Origin of the sequence: Streptococcus sp. A12, assembly GCF_905372335.1 — a bacterium.
In the GTDB taxonomy this organism is placed as follows: domain Bacteria; phylum Bacillota; class Bacilli; order Lactobacillales; family Streptococcaceae; genus Streptococcus.
Genome location: NZ_CAJPOU010000017.1, coordinates 13940 through 33171, shown reverse-complemented (window position 1 = coordinate 33171; position 19232 = coordinate 13940). Strand labels below are relative to the sequence as shown.

The following is a 19232-nucleotide window of genomic DNA, read 5'->3' as shown; positions in this document are numbered from 1 at the left end:
AAATCTTTTTAAGTACTTCAATTACTTTTTCTTCATCTTGGTAGTTTTCTTTGTATTTAAAATCATCGAATATTCCCATGATAATACTTCCTTTTCTAAAATTTAAAATGTTGTTTACTTATTAATTCTATTACTCGCCAATATTGTATAAATTAAATAAGCAATAAAAATGATAATAAAAATAACATAGCAGCCAGTCTTACAATTTACTACTTTTATATGATAATTTACAAATGTCTTTCCAGCCACTCGATCTTTTTAAAATCCTTATTGTTATTGTGATCATTTCGATAGGAGTCTTGAGAAGAAGCTTTGTAAATACTTAGATACTGCTCCAGACTTGGAAGACGAAAAGTGATGCCTTCAATGTGAATAAGCTCTATATCCGATTCCGAAACTCCTGCAAAATCAAGTAAGGAATCGATACTTCCAAATTCAACACTCACTCTTTCCTTTTGGAATTCATGCTCATGAATATCTATTAAGACGTAGCCTAAGTCTTTCATCACTTTCATTATCTTGTCCCAGTCATAAATTCTGAGATGATCAGGTGCTTCCCAACCTCTAGGGTCACCAGGCACATGAATGTCAATGTCAGACGGCCCCCAATTTTCTTTCGTTCTAAACTCCAATCCCAAAGAACCCATCAGTGTCGGTGTAATTCCGACTCGATTTAAATGGAAACAAATGGTTTTAAATTCTTCAAATAAGAGACTCATGTTTACTCTTAGCCTTTCATATAAATGTTCGTTTACACTTTAGTTACCTAGATCAAGATTTAGATAATGAAAACTAGTCAATTTTCTCAATAATGTTTCCAAGTTTATCTAATACAAGACAGGAATAGTCATTTAGTGAGATTATGGGAACATTAACGAGTTCTTCAGCTCTATCCTTATTAGCTTTATCATTCCATGAATCATAATGGACACTAATTAAAAACTGACTAAAGATTCCTAATCCATTTTTTATCTTTATCTGATGATCTGAATTATCATTAGGTGAGACATACACTTTTTCTCCTAATAATAGGGCTCCTGCAGAAAAACCTATAACTTTCGCCCCTTTATTAAGCATATAATCGATATAATTTTTGAACTCCTGATTGACATAATTAGCTATACATTTTTCCGTATTTCCACCACCAATGATAATTAGATCAGCATCTAGATAGCTATCAAAATCAATCTGCTCAGTGTCCAAGAGTAAGTAATCAGTGTTTAAGTTAGGAAAATGGCTTTGGATAACTTCCGTGTACTTTTTCATATACGGTCCCAATTTTCTCGATAAACTGTAAAAATGACAATTCTTTCGATCTTCCTTGATGAAACAATTTTATTAACAATCGTATGGTTCTTTATCGGCGGATTTCCACCCATCAAAAAAATTTGTTCGTCCAATCTTTCACACTTTCTAAAGATACATAAATTTTGACCACGTTCTGAAATTATAATTTCTTCTTAAAATGAATAATTCTATTTGCCTCCTGAAATCCAATATTGAGATGAAATCTTATAGAATCCGTATTCGTTAAAGTACAGTCACTTGCAAATTCCTTACATCCTTTATTTTTCGCCCATTCCTCACATTTTGTACAGAGATTTTTAGCAATATCCTTTAAACGATATTCCTCGTCGACAATAATCCCTTCTAAGAATCCAACAGGACTATATTTACAACCTTCAACATAATCAAATCTGAGTGAACATAGTGCTAGACCTACAATTGTGTCACCTTCAACTTCAGTAAAGATTGCAGTATTTTTGCTATTCGTATATTTTTTTACTTCATCAATAGCTTCTTTATCGGTCAATTGGGGCCATAATTGTTTCATTAGTTTAGCCGTTTTTATAGAATCTTTTGTTATTCCATCCATATTGATGTTCCTCCGCAAATTACAGGAAAATGTTTCGAATCGTGCTGTTACTTTATTACTCATTGATTGATACCAATACCATCTCCTTCTACTTTTCGCTGTCTCAGATCGGAAGAGCAGAGCCAAGCATTCAGCGGCTCGGACTTACCGTATCATTTCGTCGGTTTCCCTCCTCATTCTACGAGTCCTATCCCATGGGCGGAGCATCTACTTCTACTTCGCTGATGCCTCAGCTCGTACAAGCAGTGATACCGCCTCAACATGATGCGTTTGTGGAAACAAATCCACCGGCTGGACTTTCTTCAATTCATAGCCCAACTCTTGGTAGAGTTTGATATCACGCGCCATGGTTGCGACATTACAGGAGATATAGGCGATGCGGTCAGCTCCTGTTTGGGAGCTTGCTTTGATAAAGCTTTCGGTCAAGCCCTTGCGTGGTGGGTCGACTAGGATAGCTGTTGGTTGGATGCCTTCCTTGAGCCAATTTTTCATGGCATTTTCAGCTGTATCACAGACATAGTGGGCATTGGTAATGCCATTTAGACTAGCATTCTTCTGACTATTCTCTACTGCTTCAGGGATGACTTCTACCCCATAGACTTCCTTGACATGCTTAGCGACGGATAAACCAATGGTCCCAATTCCAGAGTAGGCGTCAATCACCACATCCTCTGCTCTTAAGTCCGCAAAATCAATGGCTGTCTGATAGAGCTTCTCAGCCATTTCGGTATTGACCTGGTAAAAGGCTGGTCCAGAGATTTGGAAGCTATTGCCCAACATTTGATCGGTAATGTAATCTTGGCCATAAAGCTTACGCCATTCTTTCCCAAAAATGGCATTGGTATTCTGCTCGTTGATATTTTGCATGACCGATTTGACGGTTGGGAATTGCTGGATCAACTGCTCGATCAACTGGTCCACACGGAACACCTTGGGACGAGTGGTGACCAAAATGACCATGATTTCTCCTGAATGGTGACCTCGGCGGACCACAAGATTGCGAATCAAGCCAGACTGTTCCTTTTCATCATAAGGCTTGAGGTCAAACCGACGAATCAAATCTCGAAGAGCCAAGACCACTTGGTCAATGACTGGATCTTGGATATAGAAGTCTTCGATCGGCATCAAATCATGAGAGTTCTTGCGAAAGAAACCTGTCTCTACCTGACCATTGACACGACGGACAGGAACCTGGGCCTTGTTGCGATACTTGACGGGATGGTCCATCCCCAAGGTCAGGGGCACTTCGATATCAGAGATTCCTGCCATCTTGTAAAGGCTATCCTTTACCTGCTTGGCCTTGAATTTCAGCTGCTCCGAATAAGCCAGGTGACCCAAGTCAGCAATGCCGCTTCGCAAGTAAGCCAGGTCCAGTTCCTCATTGCGGTGAGGGGATTTTTCCAAGTACTCCTCTACTTTTCCGTAGCCGATCTTCTTATTGACCTTGAGCACGCGCATGCGGATCACTTCTCCTGGCAGGGCATTCTCCACAAAAAAGACAAGGCCATCGACCTTAGTCACTCCTGCTCCTTCGTGAGTCAAATCGACAATCTCAACGTCTACAATTTCATTTTTCTTTAACATGGTGTTCAATCTTTCTACAAATTAAAAGGGATGGAGTTTTCAGACTCCTATCCCTTAATTATATCATCTTAAGCCCATTTGGGACAATTTCTTTTTATAAGCATCAAAATCGACCAGCAAGCCTTGACCACCATACATATCATAGGCATCAACCCAATCCCCATTTTCTGGAATGGTAATGCGTTCAATCCCGTTGCTGGCACTTCCGACTAAGCCAATCCCGTTGGTCAATAGGAAGGAGAAGGGTACATTGGTCGAGGTCATAGCGAAGACCTTTCCTAGTGCTTCAGATCCAGTAAAGAGCTTGGTTGGATCCTTGATTTGGTGCACAATGGCAGACATGACTTCTTGTTGGCGTCTTGTCCGTCCAAAGTCGCCCTCATCATCTTTACGGAAACGAGCATAGTTGAGGAGGGTCCGGCCGTCCATCCGTTGTTTTCCGACCTTAATGGTCTGATTCGGAACGACCCCATCCTTCATATTCAAGTCATCAGGAACTTCCACTTCAGAAACGGTTTCACCATCAATGGTGGAGAACTGAGCATTCATCTCCACCCCATTCGGGAAAAGGGTATCGATGGCTGTCGCAAAGGTTTGGAAATCAACCATGGCATAGTATTGGATATCAATGTCAAAGTTATCCTTAAGCATTTGACGGACCAATTCTGCTCCTTGGTTGTTATTCTGCTCTCCAATGGTAAAGGCCGTATTCAGCTTCTGGTCATAGTAATCTTGATATTCTGGATCCGTTTGTTGGCTCACGCCATCGATATGAACCAGAGTATCCCTCATGAAACTGACCAATTTCACTTTGCCGTCCTTGTTGTTGACATTGACCACCATGATGGAGTCCGTTCGAGTCTCAGACGAGCTTTCCCCGATACGACCATCTGTTCCCAAGATCAGGATATTGACTCCGTCTTTTGTCTTCTGACCGTTAAAATACTCTTTAACAGCTGGTTGGGCATTGGTCCCACCGGGTTTGCTGTTCAAACCTTTGAGAAACATAAAGACCATTCCACTAATGACCAATAAGAAGAAGATGGCTATCCATTTTAAAATACGTTTGAAGCTGATTTTTCTTCCCTTCTTACGTTTGGGAAGAGCTGCTACTTCCTCTCGTTTCTTTTTATTGGATTTGGGTTTATCCTTTCGGCTTCGTGATGGATAGACTGGTAATTCATCAGACTCGTTTTCGTTTCTACTTGAGGAAACCACAGACTCTTCTGCTCTTGCTGAAACGGAGTCATCTTGGAAATGTCCCTCTGATTTATTTTTTAGATACTTGTATTCCAACTGCTCTTTCTCATTCAGATAATGATAGTTGGAATAAAGATAATCCAATCTCTTTTGTTCATGATAGGATAGCTTTTCTGATTCTCTACTCATACGTTCTCCGTTTCATTGTCGTTTAGCACATAGACCCAATAGTGGCCTAAGGTTTTGATAGATACCCCCAGGGATTCCAGTTCTTGATAAGCGAACGCAAACAGTGATTCGTCAGCATCCACCACATCGATGATAAAAAAATACTCCCCTAGGGCCGTTTTTAAAGGACGACTTTCAATTTTTGTTAAATTTAATTCTCTTGTAGCAAATGTAGATAGTGCCTGGCATAAGGAGCCCGCAATATTACTTGGTAAGGTAATCGCCAAACTATCCTTACTAGCAGCTTTCTTGAGCGAGCGGCTACCTTCAAAAGGTCGCTGACCAAGGATCCAAAAGCGGGTGAAATTTTGATCCATTTCCTGAATATTACTAGCTACCACTTCCAGACCATATTCATCCTTGGCCTCCAAAGGCGCAATGGCTGCAATAGGAAGTTCCGGATGTTGAGAGACATATCGAGCTGCATAGGAAGTCGAAGTTGTCATCTCTAGTCTTGCTTGCGGGAAATGCTCCTGTACATAGGCTTTCCCTTGGGCTAATGCTTGAGGATGCGAATAGATCACTTCAATGGCTTGATCCTGCTTAACTGCTAAGAGTTGTTGCTTAATGGGATAGACCACTTCTGCAATAGCCTGAAAATGAGCCTGGTGAAAGAGATAGTCAATCGTCTCATGGACACTACCTTCGATGGAGTTCTCAACAGGTATGACCGCATAATCTACTTGGTCGGACTCATAAGCTTTGATCACTTCTGTGATAGACCCGTAAGGGCATAAGGTCGCCTCTTCAAAACTTTCAAGGGCTACATGGTGGGTAAAGGATCCCTTAGGACCGAGATAAGCTACAAGCATCGGATGATCTCCACAATTTCTTCTGGTGTCTTATCAGCAACATCAATCACATGTGTGGCTACTTCTTCATAAAGGGGCAGGCGTTGCTCATACAAGGCACGAAAATCTTCTGGTTTTTTATTAAGAAAGAGGGGGCGCTTAGTTGCAAGATCCGCAGCCAGTCTTTGATAAAGCCGTTCAAAATCAATCCGTAAATAAATATTATAAGCATTCTTCTTGAGAAGCTCACGATTTTCTGGTTTCAGAACGATGCCCCCACCAGTTGAAATGACCGAGCTCTCTTGATTGAGTAACTCTTGCAATAAAAGCGACTCTTGCTGGCGAAAACTGTCTTCTCCATAGCAAGCAAAATAGTCAGAAATCGGCATTTCTAAGCGTTGAACTAGAAGTGCATCCATATCTGCAAAAGCTGAGTCCAATAAGGAGCCAATGGTCGTTTTCCCTGCTCCCATAAAGCCGAGTAGTACTTTAGGCATGAGACACCTTTTCTAAATCTGCAAAGAAGGTAGGATAGCTGGTATTAATAGATTCAGCACGCGCAAGTTCCACTTCACCATCGCTTACAAGCAGGGCTGCAATAGCTCCCATCATACCGATCCGGTGGTCACCAAAGGTCTGCAGACTAGCACCATGTAAGGGCGTTTTCCCCTCAATAATCATTCCATCCTCTGTTGGGGTGATGGTTGCTCCCATAGCATTTAAACTATCTGCCACTACTTGGATGCGATCCGTTTCCTTGACTTTCAATTCTTCAGCATCTTTGATAATGGTTTTCCCAGAAGCTTGAGTTGCCAAAAGAGCAATAATTGGAAGCTCATCAATCAAGCGAGGAATCAAATCACCCGAAATTTCCGTCCCATAGAGATCAGAAGTCTCTACGACAAGCGTCGCAGCCTTAGCAAGGGGATCAACATCCAATATTTGAAGCTTGCCTCCCATTTTTTCAATAACCTCTAGGATACCTGTACGAGTCTTATTGATGCCGACATTCTCTAGACGAATCTGACTATTAGGGACAATCAAACCAGCTACCAACCAAAAGGCTGCACTGGAGATATCACCCGGCACCGTCACCTCACAGGCTTGGAAGCTTTGAGGCCCACGTAGGCGAATTTCTTTGCCCTTCACGCTGATCTGGCCACCGAACTGCTGGATCATATCTTCGGTGTGATTCCGTGTCAGTTCTTTCTCTAGAATGACTGACTCCCCTTCTGCTTGTATGGCAGCAAATAGAAGAGCTGACTTGACCTGAGCAGAAGCTACCGGTAATGAATAATGGATTGGTTGTAACTCTTTTGTCCCATGAAGGTAAAGAGGAAGCATATCTCCCTCAGTTTGCCCCTGAACAGTGACTCCCATCTCTCGAAGGGGGATCGCCACCCGATCCATTGGTCGTTTGGACAAGCTATCATCTCCAACCATGGTGACTGGGAAGGGACTTCCTGCTAAGACACCCGCTATCAATCTAGTGGAGGTGCCTGAGTTCCCCATATCCAGATCATTTTTAGGTTGTTGAAAGGCTTCGAAGCCTTTTCCCTCAATGGTGATCACTTGACCATCATCTTGGATAGAGACGCCTAGGTCTCTAAATACTTGAATAGTGGATAAGACATCTTCACCACGTAGGATATCATAGACCTTAGTGGTTCCATGCGCAAGGCTACCAATGATAATCGAACGATGACTGATCGATTTATCCCCCGGAACATGAATAATTCCGTTTAAACCCTTACAATTCGTTTGTAATTTCATGGCTTACCCCTTCAAGCTTTTCTAAAAATTTTACCATAAAAAACAGCCATTTTCAACGTTCACTTGGAAGGTCCTCTAAGATGGGAGAGAAAAAGAGGTGGGCTCTCCACCTCTCCCTTATTTAAATAAATCTTGAACTGGATCAAAAATAATCCGTTCAATATCTCCTAGATAAACTGATAGTTGCTGTTGTTTGGTGAAAAACTCATTTACAATTGGGTTTCCTTGTAATTTCCCAGCAAAGTCCTGCATCTTCTTTTGTTGGTCTTCGGTTGGCATTTGTCCAGACTGGATGACTCCATGAATTTCTTGTTGGAAAGTCAGGTAGTCTCCGAATAATGCTTTTGAATCGGCATCGGCATCAATGGCTTCCTTACTAGCAAGGACAGCCTTGTATTCTGGTAAGTCACGAATTCCGCGTGACAACTCATTGGCTAGATCATAAATATTTGACATGTGATTTCTCCTTAACAATTTGGTTTTGTTCTATTATACAAAGATTCTGTTACATCTTGTGTTAGAAACTGCTATTTTTGTAAAAATCCTACTTAGGACCTATTTGATCACTACGCTATAATCCGTTTGCTCGGTGATCAAGGCTTCAGCCCGCGCTTGATCTGTAGCCGTCTTAAAGGAAATCTGGAGAATCCCGTAGACATCTTCCCGATTTTCCTCATTAATATGAATATTGACCAAGGAGGTACCACGAAGCAACTCTAAGATCCGAAGGATGACATCTTCTTCATCTGGGACATCCACAAAAATATCGAAGGTGCTTTCCACCCCTCCTCTCTTATCGATCTGCATATGTTGCCGTTGCTCTCGACTATAGTCAAAGAAGGACCAAATCGCATGTTCTTGCCCTTGGCGAATCATCTCGGCAACTTGCTCAAGACGATCCTGAAAATCTGCTATCCGATCAAGAACAGCAGTTGGATTGGATAGCAAAATGGAGGTCCACATGCTGGGCTCACTCTCCGCAATCCGCGTCATATCACGAAATCCCCCTGCAGCAAAGCGACCAGCTAGGCTATGCTCCTCTGTATAAGCAGCTGCTTGTCCCATCAGGGTAGCTGCCAATACGTGAGGAAAGTGACTAATCTGGGAAGTAACCCGATCGTGTTCTATTGGATCCACCTCGATGAAGCGGGCACCAAGCCCTGAGAGTAAATCCTTCAATTCCAAGACCGCACTTGGGTCTGTCGTAGCTGTTGGTGTAAAAATATAGTAGGCATTTTCAAAGAGGGTGGAGTCAGCTGAGGCAGCTCCTGTCTTGTGACTCCCTGCCATGGGATGCCCACCGACAAAACGGACTGGGAGATGTCTAAAAGCATTTTCGACAGCTTCTACAATGGCACCCTTGGTGGAGCCAACATCTGTCACAATGACTCCTTCTTTCAATGGCATTCTCGCCAGTTGCTGAAAGGTTTGGATGGTTTGCTTGACAGGTAGGGAGACGATGATGACATCAGCTCGAGAAGAAAACTCTTCCAAATCAGCCGTCACCTCATCAACAATTCCCTTCTTCAGAGCAATATCTCGTGAGGCCTGACTGCGATTATAGCCTAGTAAAGTCACTTGAGGATGGGCTTTTCGGATCCCCATAGCTAACGAAGCTCCAATCAGTCCTAGACCGACGATATAAACAACCTTTTCTTCCATCTATTTCTCCACTTAGAAAGCTTTAGTATAAGCCCGATGACGCTCGACAGCTTCCTTCAATTCTTCCAGATTATCAGAAGAGAACTTGTCCAAGACTTCTGTGGCTAAGACCGTTGCCACCACAGCTTCCATGACAACCCCTGCAGCTGGAAGTGCTGTTGGGTCACTCCGCTCCACTGTTGCCTTATACGGTTCGTGCGTTTCAATATCGACACTCATGAGGGGTTTATAAAGAGTTGGGATTGGTTTCATTACTCCACGAACGATAATTGGCTCTCCATTGGTCATGCCGCCTTCAAATCCGCCCAGATGATTGGTTCGACGAGTATACCCATCCTGCTCAGACCAGAGAATTTCGTCCATGACTTGACTGCCTTTTCGACGACCTGCTTCAAATCCTAGCCCAAACTCTACACCTTTAAAAGCATTGATAGAGACGACCCCTTGAGCAATCTTGGCATCCAATTTCTTATCCCATTGGGCAAAAGATCCCAGACCAACAGGTACACCACCTACAATCGTTTCGACGATTCCTCCAATGGTTTCCCCTTCTTTCTTCACACTATCGATATAGGCCTTGATTTCCTCTTCTCGCTCTCGATTGACGATGGAAACTTCTGACTGAGCGACCGCTTCCTTGATTTGGGAAACTGTTAGATTTTCCGGAACCTCTACCTCGATTCCTCCGAAATTGATGATATGGCTAGCTACTTGAATCCCAATCTCTTCCAATAGACGTTTGGCTACTGCACCTACTGCTACCCGCATGGTTGTTTCCCGAGCGGATGACCGTTCCAAAGAATTTCGCAAGTCATCAAAGCGGTACTTGATCCCGCCGACCAAATCAGCGTGACCTGGACGAGGCTTGGTAATTTTCCGGAGTCCCTTTTTCTTATCCTCCACATCACTGACAGACATGATCTCCAACCATTTTTGATGGTCTAGATTGGTGACATTCAAGGTGATAGGACCTCCCATGGTCAAGCCATGGCGAACACCAGAGGTGATCTCGACCTGATCGCTTTCAATCTTCATCCGTGCTCCACGACCGTAGCCTCCTTGGCGGCGTTTTAATTCGACGTTGATACAATCAGCTGTCAAAGGGAGCCCTGCTGGCACTCCTTCGATAATAGCTGTAAGTCGTGGTCCGTGTGATTCTCCTGCTGTTAAATAACGCATGCTATCTCCTTTGTCGCTTTCTAGTGTAAGAAGTCTCTCATCTCTTCCAATGGGACTGGATGGATCTGACAAGTTCCAATTTCAGGTACCAAAACAAGTTTCAATTGATTACCCCTCGCCTTCTTGTCTAAGGTCAAGGCCTGATAAAGCTTTTCCTTATCCCAAGTATGGAATTCCACTGGTAAGCCAAATTTTTGACACATTTGCCGGATAGCCTGTGTTAAACCGGCTTGGACCAATCCCTTAGCTTCTGCCACCTTAGTGATTTGCACCATTCCAATCGCTACGGCTTCTCCGTGCATGATCTGGCCATAACCGGCTGTTGCTTCGATCGCATGGCCAAGGGTATGACCAAAATTCAGAAATAGCCGAATGCCTTGGTCTAGCTCATCTTCGACGACCATCTTGCGCTTGACTTGACAGGAATGGGCAATCAAGGATTCTGCATGCTCATAAATAGACTCAATGGAGCCATCCATTTGATCCAGCTCTTCCCATAAGACTGGGTCTTCTATGAGACCGTACTTGATGACTTCCCCCATGCCCTCGATCAACTCGCGCGTCCCAAGGGTCCGCAGCACTTCAGGGTCAATCAATACCCCATCCGGTTGGGCAAAGGTTCCTACCATGTTTTTAGCATAGAGTGTATTGACTCCGGTCTTACCTCCGATAGAGGAGTCAACCTGAGCCGTCAAACTAGTCGGTACTTGGACGAAATGAATCCCCCGCATATAGGTGGAAGCCACAAAGCCAGCTAGATCACCGACAACACCACCCCCAAGAGCAAGGATGCCATCAGATCGTGTCATCCCATTTTTCGCTAAAAATTCATAGACTTTTTGAACGGTCGTCAGATTTTTACTAGCTTCTCCTTCCAGGAACTCATAGCTAATCACTGTAAATCCTTCACTTTCAAGGCTTTCTACCACCTGACTTGCATAAAGAGACCCTACATGGTTGTCTGAAATGACTGCTACTTTTTGAGCTTCCCATAAATGACTGAGCCAGGTTCCAACCTTTTGGATCGCTCCATTCTCAATGACAATCTCATAACCATTCTTTGGTAGATCAACATTCACCTTCATAAGGATCTCCTTTCAAATCCATGTGAAAAAGATTACAATTCCGCTATTGTATAAAAATAGAAAACAGAGCATACTTAATTAAGTTTTTCTGTTTTCTTCCATCATTTTTCTAATACATAATCTGGGTATTCCAATTTCAAGGCTTGCCAGACTTCCTCTTCCGGGAAAGTTTTATCCGTCATCAGTTCGAAGGCAACGGCAGCTTGATGGAAGAGCATTCCCAAGCCATTTAAGGTTTTTGCCCCTTGTTCTTCAGCTAATTGAAGAAAAGGTGTCTTGGCAGGAAAATAAGCTAAATCAGCTACTAGACATCCTTTAGGAAAGTTAAACTCTTTCGGAATAGGGAGAGAAGACCCATCCATTCCTAATCCTGTAGCATTGATCAATAAATCGGTCCCCTCTATCGTTGTATTCAACTGATCCCGACTAGATAAGTCATGAAGGACAATTGAAACAGCAAGAGCTTCAGATAGTGGAGCAAAGATAGCCTGATACTTATCTAAGCTTTCTGGACGAACAAATAAATGAATCTCGCCAACTCCTTGCCGACTGGCCTCTACAACAATAGCAGTCGCAGCACCACCCGCTCCTAAAAGGACGAGTTTCTTATTCTTTATCGAAAAAGTCTTGGGGAGACTCTTTAGAAAACCAAGTCCGTCTGTATTGTAGCCTGTTAAACGACCATCTTTCTGAACAATCGTATTGACCGAACCAATAAGTTGCGCGCTTCCGTCTACCTGATCTAAAAATGGCAAGACTTTTTTTTTGTAGGGCATGGAAATATTAGCGCCTAACATATCCAGTACCCGTAACTGTTGAAGACTTTGTTCGACTTGTTCTTCTTCCACTTCCCAGGCAAGGTAGACTGCATTGGTAGTGGTTAGTTGGTAAGCCCGGTTGTGAATAAAGGGTGAGATACTATGACGAATGGGCTTGGCAATCACAGCCGCCATTCGCGTATAGCCATCAATCTTCATCTAAGATCTCCCGAATCTTGTGCATGCTGGACAAGCTAATTTGACCTGGTGCACTTTGCTCTCCAACGCTAGCGTAGGACCAAACAGAACCAGTTAAATCGGCAGCAATGCGAGAGATTCGGCCGATTTTCCCCATAGAAATGGTGACGAATTCTTGTTCCGGATTTAGCGTTTTAAAACCACGTGTATAGTTCATCAAATCGAGAACATCCTGCTCGGTGTGAGCCATCACAGATACCTTGACCAATTTCGGTGTAAAGCTGGTTAATTCAGACATAATCTCCATCATATTCTCAGGTGTTTCCTGAAAATTATGGTAGCTTAAGCAAAGATTGGAATAATCCATCATCTGATTAAACTCGGCCTGATGACCAAAGTACTCAAAATCGACATAATCCGGATGATAGATGTTGTTGATATCATGGATAAGGGATACGTACTCTTCACCAGAAAGTTCAATTTCTCCTCCCTGCTCCCGTGTCCGTAGCGTAAATAAAATTTCACGCCCTGTAAATTTTTCAAAGATGGCAGGTGCTACTTGTAAGATATCATGTTTGTCCAAATAATCCGCACGCCATTCAATGACATCTGCATCCTGATAACGACTGGCATCAATGGCCTGTGCTTCTTCAAAATTTCTTGGCATTACAGAAACGACTAATTTCATTGATCCACCTTAATTGTAAAAACTTTCAAGTAATTACTACTTTCTTCCCTTTCATTGTATCGAAAATCAGCTGGAAGTCCTACTTCACTGATATAGCGATGCTTTTGGCCTTTGAAGCCCTTTTCAATTTCTTTCTTAAATTTATCCCGACTGACATTGGCAGCGTTCGTACTTGCAATTAAAATACCATTTGGATTTAAAATCTCTAGGGACTGCTCGATTAGCTTGTGGTAATCCTTCGCAACTGAGAAGGTACGCTTCTTATTGCGAGCAAAACTTGGCGGATCTAAAACGATCACATCATAGGTCAAGCCATGACGCTTGGCATACTTATAATAATCAAAAACATCCATGACGATAAAGCGGTGCTGGTCCAATGCTAGACCATTTGCCACAAAATGAGCTTGGGATAGTTCCCGACTACGCTTGGCAAGATCAACAGAAGTTGTTTCTACTGCTCCGCCCATGACCGCTGCCACCGAAAAAGCCGCCGTGTAGGAAAACATATTGAGTAAGGATTTACCTGCAGCTAAGCCATCTACTAAGCTAGCACGCACATCGTGTTGGTCCAAGAAAATCCCTGTCATCAAGCCATCATTCAGAAAGACTTGGTAGCGAACGCCGTTTTCCAAAATCAAAAAATGCTCTGGAGCTTCTTGACCAAATAGATGAGCCGACTCATAACCCGGATCCTTAAAGCGGATTTTTTCATATCCTCCCAAGACTTCGGGAAAAACCTCTTGAAAAGCTGCAAATATCAACTCTCGGATTTGATAGACGAAGGCATTGTAAATGGAAAAGACGGCATAATCTTCATAGAGATCAATGGTTAAGCCACCAAATCCGTCGCCTTCTTGATTAAAAATTCTAAAAGCAGTATCCAATTCCGACTGATAATAAGACTGACGTTTTGACTTAGCCTCAGCAAATAAGTAACTAAAGTAAGCCTGATCCAAGGTGATTTTCTTCGTAGAAACGACCCAACCAAGCCCCTTGTTTTGCTCTGAAAGGTAGCCTGTCCCTAGAAAATGACCTGAAGCTGTGACCAGCTCGACCACCTCATTGTCAAAGGGGAGTTGCCCAAAATCACTCTTCTCTAAAATCTTATAACCTTTATGGATTTTTTTCTCAACTTGTCGGTTAATTGTCAGCTTTTTCATACTTCTATTGTATCAAAATTTTCAAAAATTCACAAAGTCTCCTACTTAAGAATCCTATTATCAAGGAAGTATTCGCCATCTTTTTAAACAATCTCACTTCTTTTGTTTAGCTAATGATTACCAATATCAACCATACTCTTTTTTAACATCATTATTTACTTGCTTTGTTTTCAAAACGTTTTAAATTATGGTATACTGTTGTAAGAAAATTTTTAGGAAATAAGGCAAGGAAGTATATTTTTGTGAAAAAAATTACCAAAACGATACTCGATGCTATGAGTACCAGACTAGGATTTGTCTTTACCCTACTGTTGCTTTATTGGTTTAAAACCATGTGGGCCTATACAGTAGACTTTAATCTAGATATTCAAGGCTTTTATCAGGTTTTTCTCGCAGTGATCAACCCGATTCCACTCAGCCTCTTATTCATCGGTCTCGCTTTTTATATTAAGAGAACCAAACTCTTTTATTTGCTATCTTTTAGCATCTATATCATTTTATTTATCTGGTTGATATCCAACTCGATTTATTATCGTGAGTTTACAGACTTCGTAACAGTCAATACCATGCTGGCCTCTAGTAAGGTTTCTGCTGGTCTTGGAGCTGCAGCCTTAGAATTGTTCCGACCTTGGGACATTATCTATGTTTTAGACTTCCCGATTCTAGCTTTCCTCTTTTTAAAGAAATTGGTAAAACTAGATCCCCGTCCTTTTAACAAGCGGGCAAGTTTTGCAGTCACCTCTCTCTCTGCTATGCTCTTCTCCGCCAATCTTTTCTTGGCTGAGATTGACCGTCCGGAATTATTAACGCGTGGATTCTCCAATTACTATGTGGTTCGTGCGCTTGGCTTGCCAGCCTTCCTAGGTTACAGTGCCAACCAGACCTACATGGCCAATAAAGAACGCTCAAAGGCTTCTAAAGTAGATTTGAAGCCGGTAGAAGAGTATGTTGCTAGCCATTATGCTCAACCAAATCCAGAAACCTTTGGTCTCGCTAAGGGACGTAATGTCATCTATATCCACTTGGAAAGCTTCCAACAATTCTTGATCGACTATAAATTGAAGGTTGACGACAAAGAATACGAAGTGACCCCTTTTATCAACTCGCTCTATCATTCAAATGAAACCTTTGCATTTGCAAATGTCTTTAACCAGGTAAAAGCTGGTAAAACATCGGATGCAGAGACCATGATTGAAACGGGCTTGTTCGGTTTGAACCAAGGTTCCTTTATGGTGAACTACGGTGGGACCAATACCCAGCAAGCAGCTCCTTTCATTCTTTCTAAGAATGGTTACCAATCCAGTGCTGTTTTCCACGGAAATGCCGGAAGCTTCTGGAACCGTAATACAGCCTACAAACAATGGGGCTACCATTACTTCTTTGATGCTTCTTATTTTACCAAGCAAGATGATACCAACTCCTTCCAGTATGGACTTAATGATAAGATCATGTTGAAGGATTCCATAAAGTACTTGGAACACATGCAACAACCGTTTTATACTAAGTTCATTACCGTCTCCAACCACTATCCTTATACGACGAGTCTGATTGGGGACGAAATCGGCTTCCCTCTTGCAGAGACGCAAGATGAAACCATTAATGGCTATTTTGCAACAGCCAACTATTTGGATGCTTCCATCAAGGCCTTCTTCGATTATCTCAAAGCTTCTGGTCTTTATGAGAACTCCATTATTGTTCTGTATGGGGACCACTACGGTATTTCAAATTCTCGAAATCCAGCTCTGGCTCCCTTGCTAAATAAGAACTCTGAAACTTGGTCAAGTTATGATAATGCTATGTTACAACGGGTGCCTTATATGGTGGTCGTTCCTGGCATGAACAAAGGGAAAGTCATTGAGACCTATGGTGGAGAGATTGATATGCTTCCAACATTGGAACACTTGTTAGGAATTGATTCTAAGAACTTCCTTCAAGTTGGTCAAGACTTATTATCTCCAAATCATAGCCAAATCGTTGCTTTCCGTTCTGCTAACTACTTTGTGACCCCTGAGTATACAAGTTACAGTGGGCGGACCTATTACACCAAGACTGGTGAAGAAATCACCAATCCAGACGAATCAACGAAAGAGCAACTGGATAAAATCCGTGAGGCAGCTAATTTACAACTCAAGATTAGTGATAGTATCCAAACGGGGGACCTCTTACGATTCTACACTGGAAATGATCTTGGTAAAGTCAACCCGGATGACTACTCCTACAACAACTCGATGAAAGCATTGAAGAAAATTGAAAAAGAAAAAGGGGATGCATCAACCAGCCTCTATAGCCAAAAAGGCAATCAATCAACGGTTGATCTCTTCAAAGCACCAAGCTATAAAGATCTCCACCCTGAACAGTTCAGTTCTTCTTCTTCGAGTGAAGATTCCAGCTCAAGTAGCTCAAGCTCATCTTCATCAGAAAAAAAATAAGATTGGGACCTCCCAATCTTATTTTTGAATATAGACAAACTGTTTTTACTTTAAGGAAGCTGGACTGTTTTTCAAAAAACACTTCTATTACCTTGGATTATTAAAGCAAATCTAAAACTTTCCGCTGTGAGAAAAGTACTTGAAACATAGTGTTTCAAGTACTCGGGAGTTTTGAAACTTTAGGTTCAAAACTAAGTCTTGGAACTTCAGAGAAGTTCGCTGACGTCCGTACTCACCTAAGGAAAGTTTTTAAGAGGGCATTATCTTCTATTTGAAATAAGATTGGGAAATCCCAATCTTTTTTTTATTTATTTCTCCATTCAAAGATGGAAGCTGTTAAATTCTCAACATAGAATGGACGTTTATTTCGACTATTTCCAACAAGGAGTTCAAGATGATCTGCGTTCTGGAGATAGAATGGTAGTCCACTGGTGTTAAAAATGACATAGTAGTGTTTGTCCCAATTTAATTCAAAGACAACAACACCACTGCCCATATCTGCTGTATGCACGAAGACATGTTGGTAGATTTCCTCATAAGATTCAAGGGACAAGGCAGGCAGGGTCTTCTTCAAATGAATCAATTGGCGAACATAGTCAACAGTATCCTTATTTACAGACACTAGATTCCAGTCGACTTGGTTGACAGCATCAGGTGCATTATAAGAATTCATGGCCCATTCTCGATCTTGAGGTGTCACTTCCCCATCTTCACCCGTTGCAACTAACTTGGTTCGTAAGAACTCTTGGCCAACTTGCATAAAGGCTATCCCTTGGAAGAGGAGATTCATGGCTGTCGCTACCTCTACCTGCTTCTTAATTTTTTCCTGAGAATCATCTGGATGAACATAAGAAAGTAAATCATAGAGGTTGTAGTTGTCATGGGCTTCTACATAGTTGAGGACCTGACTTGGAGTTAGGAAAGATCCCAACTCTGCACTTCCAAGTACGGAGCGCGCAATGATATCTTCTGTAGACTTGCGACTAACATACCCACGTTTAATGGATCCGAAGACTTCAGCTCCCTTAATGGCATCTCGTGAAGTATCATTAAAGAAACCGACTTGGGCCATTTGATAAGCATTGTCCTTTTTAGCCTTATCTTCTGGAGCCAATCCTGTCCCCATATCCCAACCTTCTCCATAAAGGAGAATCCGTGGATCAATCGCGTCCATGGCTTCACGGATTTCATTCATGGTATCCACATCGTGAATCCCCATTAAGTCAAATCGGAAACCGTCAATCTTATATTCTGTTACCCAATACGTCAAGGAATCAATCATGAATTTGCGGTACATCTCATGCTCACTGGCCGTCTCATTCCCAACTCCTGTACCATTTTGGAAGGATCCATTTGGATTCATCCGGTAGTAATAATCAGGAACGGTTGTTTGAAAGGCTCCATCTTCTGTCGAATAGATGTGATTATAGACCACATCCATGACTACCGAAATACCCGCTTCATGATAGGCGTGTATCATTTCTTTTAACTCGCGCATGGTGGTCTTAGGGTCGTGAGGTTTGGTCGAGTAACTAGTCTCTGGAGCAGAGTAATTCTGCACATCATAGCCCCAATTATAGAGGACATTCCCGTCTTCATCATAGGTCTTATAGCGGTCGGTCACTGGTTGCAGTTGGACTACATTGACCCCTAATTCCTTGATGTAGTCAAAGGCTGTGGCATCCCCTTGGGCGTTCTTCGTCCCAGTCTGATGAGCTCCTCGGTAGGTTCCTCGATAGGCTTCATCCACACCGGAAGTTGGAGAAATGGTCAAATCCCGGACATGCATTTCATAGACAACCGCCTGACAAGGATTATCCAGACGCCAGTCAGCCTTTTCATAAGTTTCTGTCTGAAAGGCAGGGAAGATGCAATCCTGATGAGAAAGAATGGCAGATTTTTTCCCATTTTCACTGGTAGCGATCGTATAAGGATCACGCGCAATCTCAGTATGGTAATCAAAATAAACCTTATACTGATAGGCTAGTCCACTGAGGTTTCCCATGACATCCGCATACCAGACACCACAGTTATTGCGAACATGGTCGCTAGATTCTCTCTGGCCACGAACCATTGGGACAATCTTCCAGACCTTGCTGTCATTAGCGACAGAATCATAGATGAGAAGGTCTACTTTATTGGCAGTAGGTGCCCAAAGTTTAAAGCGATAATCATCATCTTGCTGGCGATATCCCAACCAACCCTGATAGCCCCATTTGGCATCAAATTCTTGATAGTGCGTCACCATATCAAAAGCGTGTGGCTTCCGACGGCTATATTCATGACTGGTCATTGCAGCCTGCAAGGAATAATAAACTGTATCATCTCCTTTGATTAACCAGACTTCTCGCACATTCCCTTCAGGCAAAAGCTCAATATGGTATTCGTCTGACTGACTGATCCAGTTTCCTTCCTTGATGATGACATGGCCAATGCGTTGAGGTGTCTCACAGTTATAAACTAAGAGCCCCTCAACTCCAAAATAATCGAGCTTGGAGAAAGAAACTTCCTCTCCCCATACTCCTTCATGCCACTTCCACATGTCACGGGCAAAATAATCACCGACGGGATGATGGTAGTGGATTTTTACTTGATACTGATGCATCGTATTGTATTTCCTA

16 protein-coding genes and 1 pseudogene are annotated in these 19232 nt (G+C 42.4%); 1 reads left to right on the top strand and 16 read right to left on the bottom strand.

Annotation, left to right across the window (positions count from 1 at the left end; genetic code table 11):
• Window positions 1–227: 227 nt before the first annotated feature.
• From QZ158_RS03905 to QZ158_RS03835, 15 genes and pseudogenes are all read right to left on the bottom strand, one after another.
• Complete coding sequence (locus QZ158_RS03905) at window positions 228–719, bottom strand: nucleotidyltransferase (protein WP_293875014.1); 492 nt, start codon at window positions 717–719, stop codon at window positions 228–230.
• A gap of 73 nt (window positions 720–792) precedes the next feature.
• Window positions 793–1400, bottom strand: a pseudogene (locus QZ158_RS03900) (Type 1 glutamine amidotransferase-like domain-containing protein).
• A 47-nt stretch (window positions 1401–1447) separates the two neighbouring features.
• Window positions 1448–1876 (bottom strand): aminoglycoside 6'-N-acetyltransferase, encoded by a 429-nt coding sequence (aac(6'), locus tag QZ158_RS03895; RefSeq protein ID WP_293875012.1) that lies wholly within the window; start codon window positions 1874–1876, stop codon window positions 1448–1450.
• A 213-nt stretch (window positions 1877–2089) separates the two neighbouring features.
• Entirely contained in the window at window positions 2090–3460 is a 1371-nt protein-coding gene (gene rlmD / locus QZ158_RS03890; RefSeq protein ID WP_293875010.1) for a 23S rRNA (uracil(1939)-C(5))-methyltransferase RlmD, read from the bottom strand.
• 63 nt (window positions 3461–3523) lie between these two features.
• Window positions 3524–4849, bottom strand: coding sequence for an LCP family protein (locus QZ158_RS03885; RefSeq protein ID WP_293875008.1), 1326 nt, complete (start codon window positions 4847–4849; stop codon window positions 3524–3526).
• A complete protein-coding gene (pheA, locus tag QZ158_RS03880) occupies window positions 4846–5700 on the bottom strand; it encodes a prephenate dehydratase (RefSeq protein WP_293875006.1) in 855 nt (284 codons plus the stop codon). The genes QZ158_RS03885 and pheA overlap by 4 nt, the downstream gene beginning before the upstream one ends.
• Window positions 5691–6176, bottom strand: a complete 486-nt coding sequence (locus QZ158_RS03875; protein WP_293875004.1) for a shikimate kinase — start codon at window positions 6174–6176, stop codon at window positions 5691–5693. Before QZ158_RS03875 ends, pheA begins: the two co-directional genes overlap by 10 nt.
• The gene (gene aroA / locus QZ158_RS03870; protein WP_293875002.1) at window positions 6169–7452 is read right to left on the bottom strand and encodes a 3-phosphoshikimate 1-carboxyvinyltransferase; all 1284 of its coding nucleotides are present in this window, start codon (window positions 7450–7452) and stop codon (window positions 6169–6171) included. The genes QZ158_RS03875 and aroA overlap by 8 nt, the downstream gene beginning before the upstream one ends.
• 117 nt (window positions 7453–7569) lie before the next feature.
• Complete coding sequence (locus tag QZ158_RS03865) at window positions 7570–7908, bottom strand: YlbF/YmcA family competence regulator (protein WP_293875000.1); 339 nt, start codon at window positions 7906–7908, stop codon at window positions 7570–7572.
• Window positions 7909–8007: 99 nt separating this feature from the next.
• Window positions 8008–9114: a prephenate dehydrogenase gene (locus QZ158_RS03860; protein ID WP_293874998.1), complete on the bottom strand. Its 1107-nt coding sequence runs from the start codon at window positions 9112–9114 to the stop codon at window positions 8008–8010.
• 12 nt (window positions 9115–9126) lie between these two features.
• Window positions 9127–10293: a chorismate synthase gene (gene aroC, locus QZ158_RS03855; protein WP_293874996.1), complete on the bottom strand. Its 1167-nt coding sequence runs from the start codon at window positions 10291–10293 to the stop codon at window positions 9127–9129.
• Between the two features lie 20 nt (window positions 10294–10313).
• Entirely contained in the window at window positions 10314–11378 is a 1065-nt protein-coding gene (aroB, locus tag QZ158_RS03850; RefSeq protein WP_293874994.1) for a 3-dehydroquinate synthase, read from the bottom strand.
• Between the two features lie 101 nt (window positions 11379–11479).
• Window positions 11480–12355 carry a shikimate dehydrogenase gene (gene aroE / locus QZ158_RS03845; RefSeq protein ID WP_293874992.1) on the bottom strand — a complete coding sequence of 292 codons (876 nt, stop codon included), beginning with the start codon at window positions 12353–12355 and terminating at the stop codon, window positions 11480–11482.
• A complete protein-coding gene (gene aroD / locus QZ158_RS03840) occupies window positions 12345–13022 on the bottom strand; it encodes a type I 3-dehydroquinate dehydratase (protein ID WP_293874990.1) in 678 nt (225 codons plus the stop codon). Before aroD ends, aroE begins: the two co-directional genes overlap by 11 nt.
• Window positions 13019–14182 carry a class I SAM-dependent rRNA methyltransferase gene (locus tag QZ158_RS03835; RefSeq protein ID WP_293874988.1) on the bottom strand — a complete coding sequence of 388 codons (1164 nt, stop codon included), beginning with the start codon at window positions 14180–14182 and terminating at the stop codon, window positions 13019–13021. Before QZ158_RS03835 ends, aroD begins: the two co-directional genes overlap by 4 nt.
• Window positions 14183–14424: 242 nt before the next feature.
• Here QZ158_RS03835 and QZ158_RS03830 point away from each other — a divergent pair, with 242 nt between their 5' ends.
• On the top strand, window positions 14425–16611 hold the full coding sequence (locus QZ158_RS03830) for an LTA synthase family protein (RefSeq protein ID WP_293874986.1): 2187 nt from the start codon (window positions 14425–14427) through the stop codon (window positions 16609–16611).
• Between the two features lie 304 nt (window positions 16612–16915).
• On the opposite strand, the gene pulA is transcribed toward QZ158_RS03830, so the two are convergent.
• Window positions 16916–19216, bottom strand: coding sequence for a type I pullulanase (pulA, locus tag QZ158_RS03825; RefSeq protein ID WP_293874984.1), 2301 nt, complete (start codon window positions 19214–19216; stop codon window positions 16916–16918).
• Between the last annotated feature and the right edge of the window lie 16 nt (window positions 19217–19232).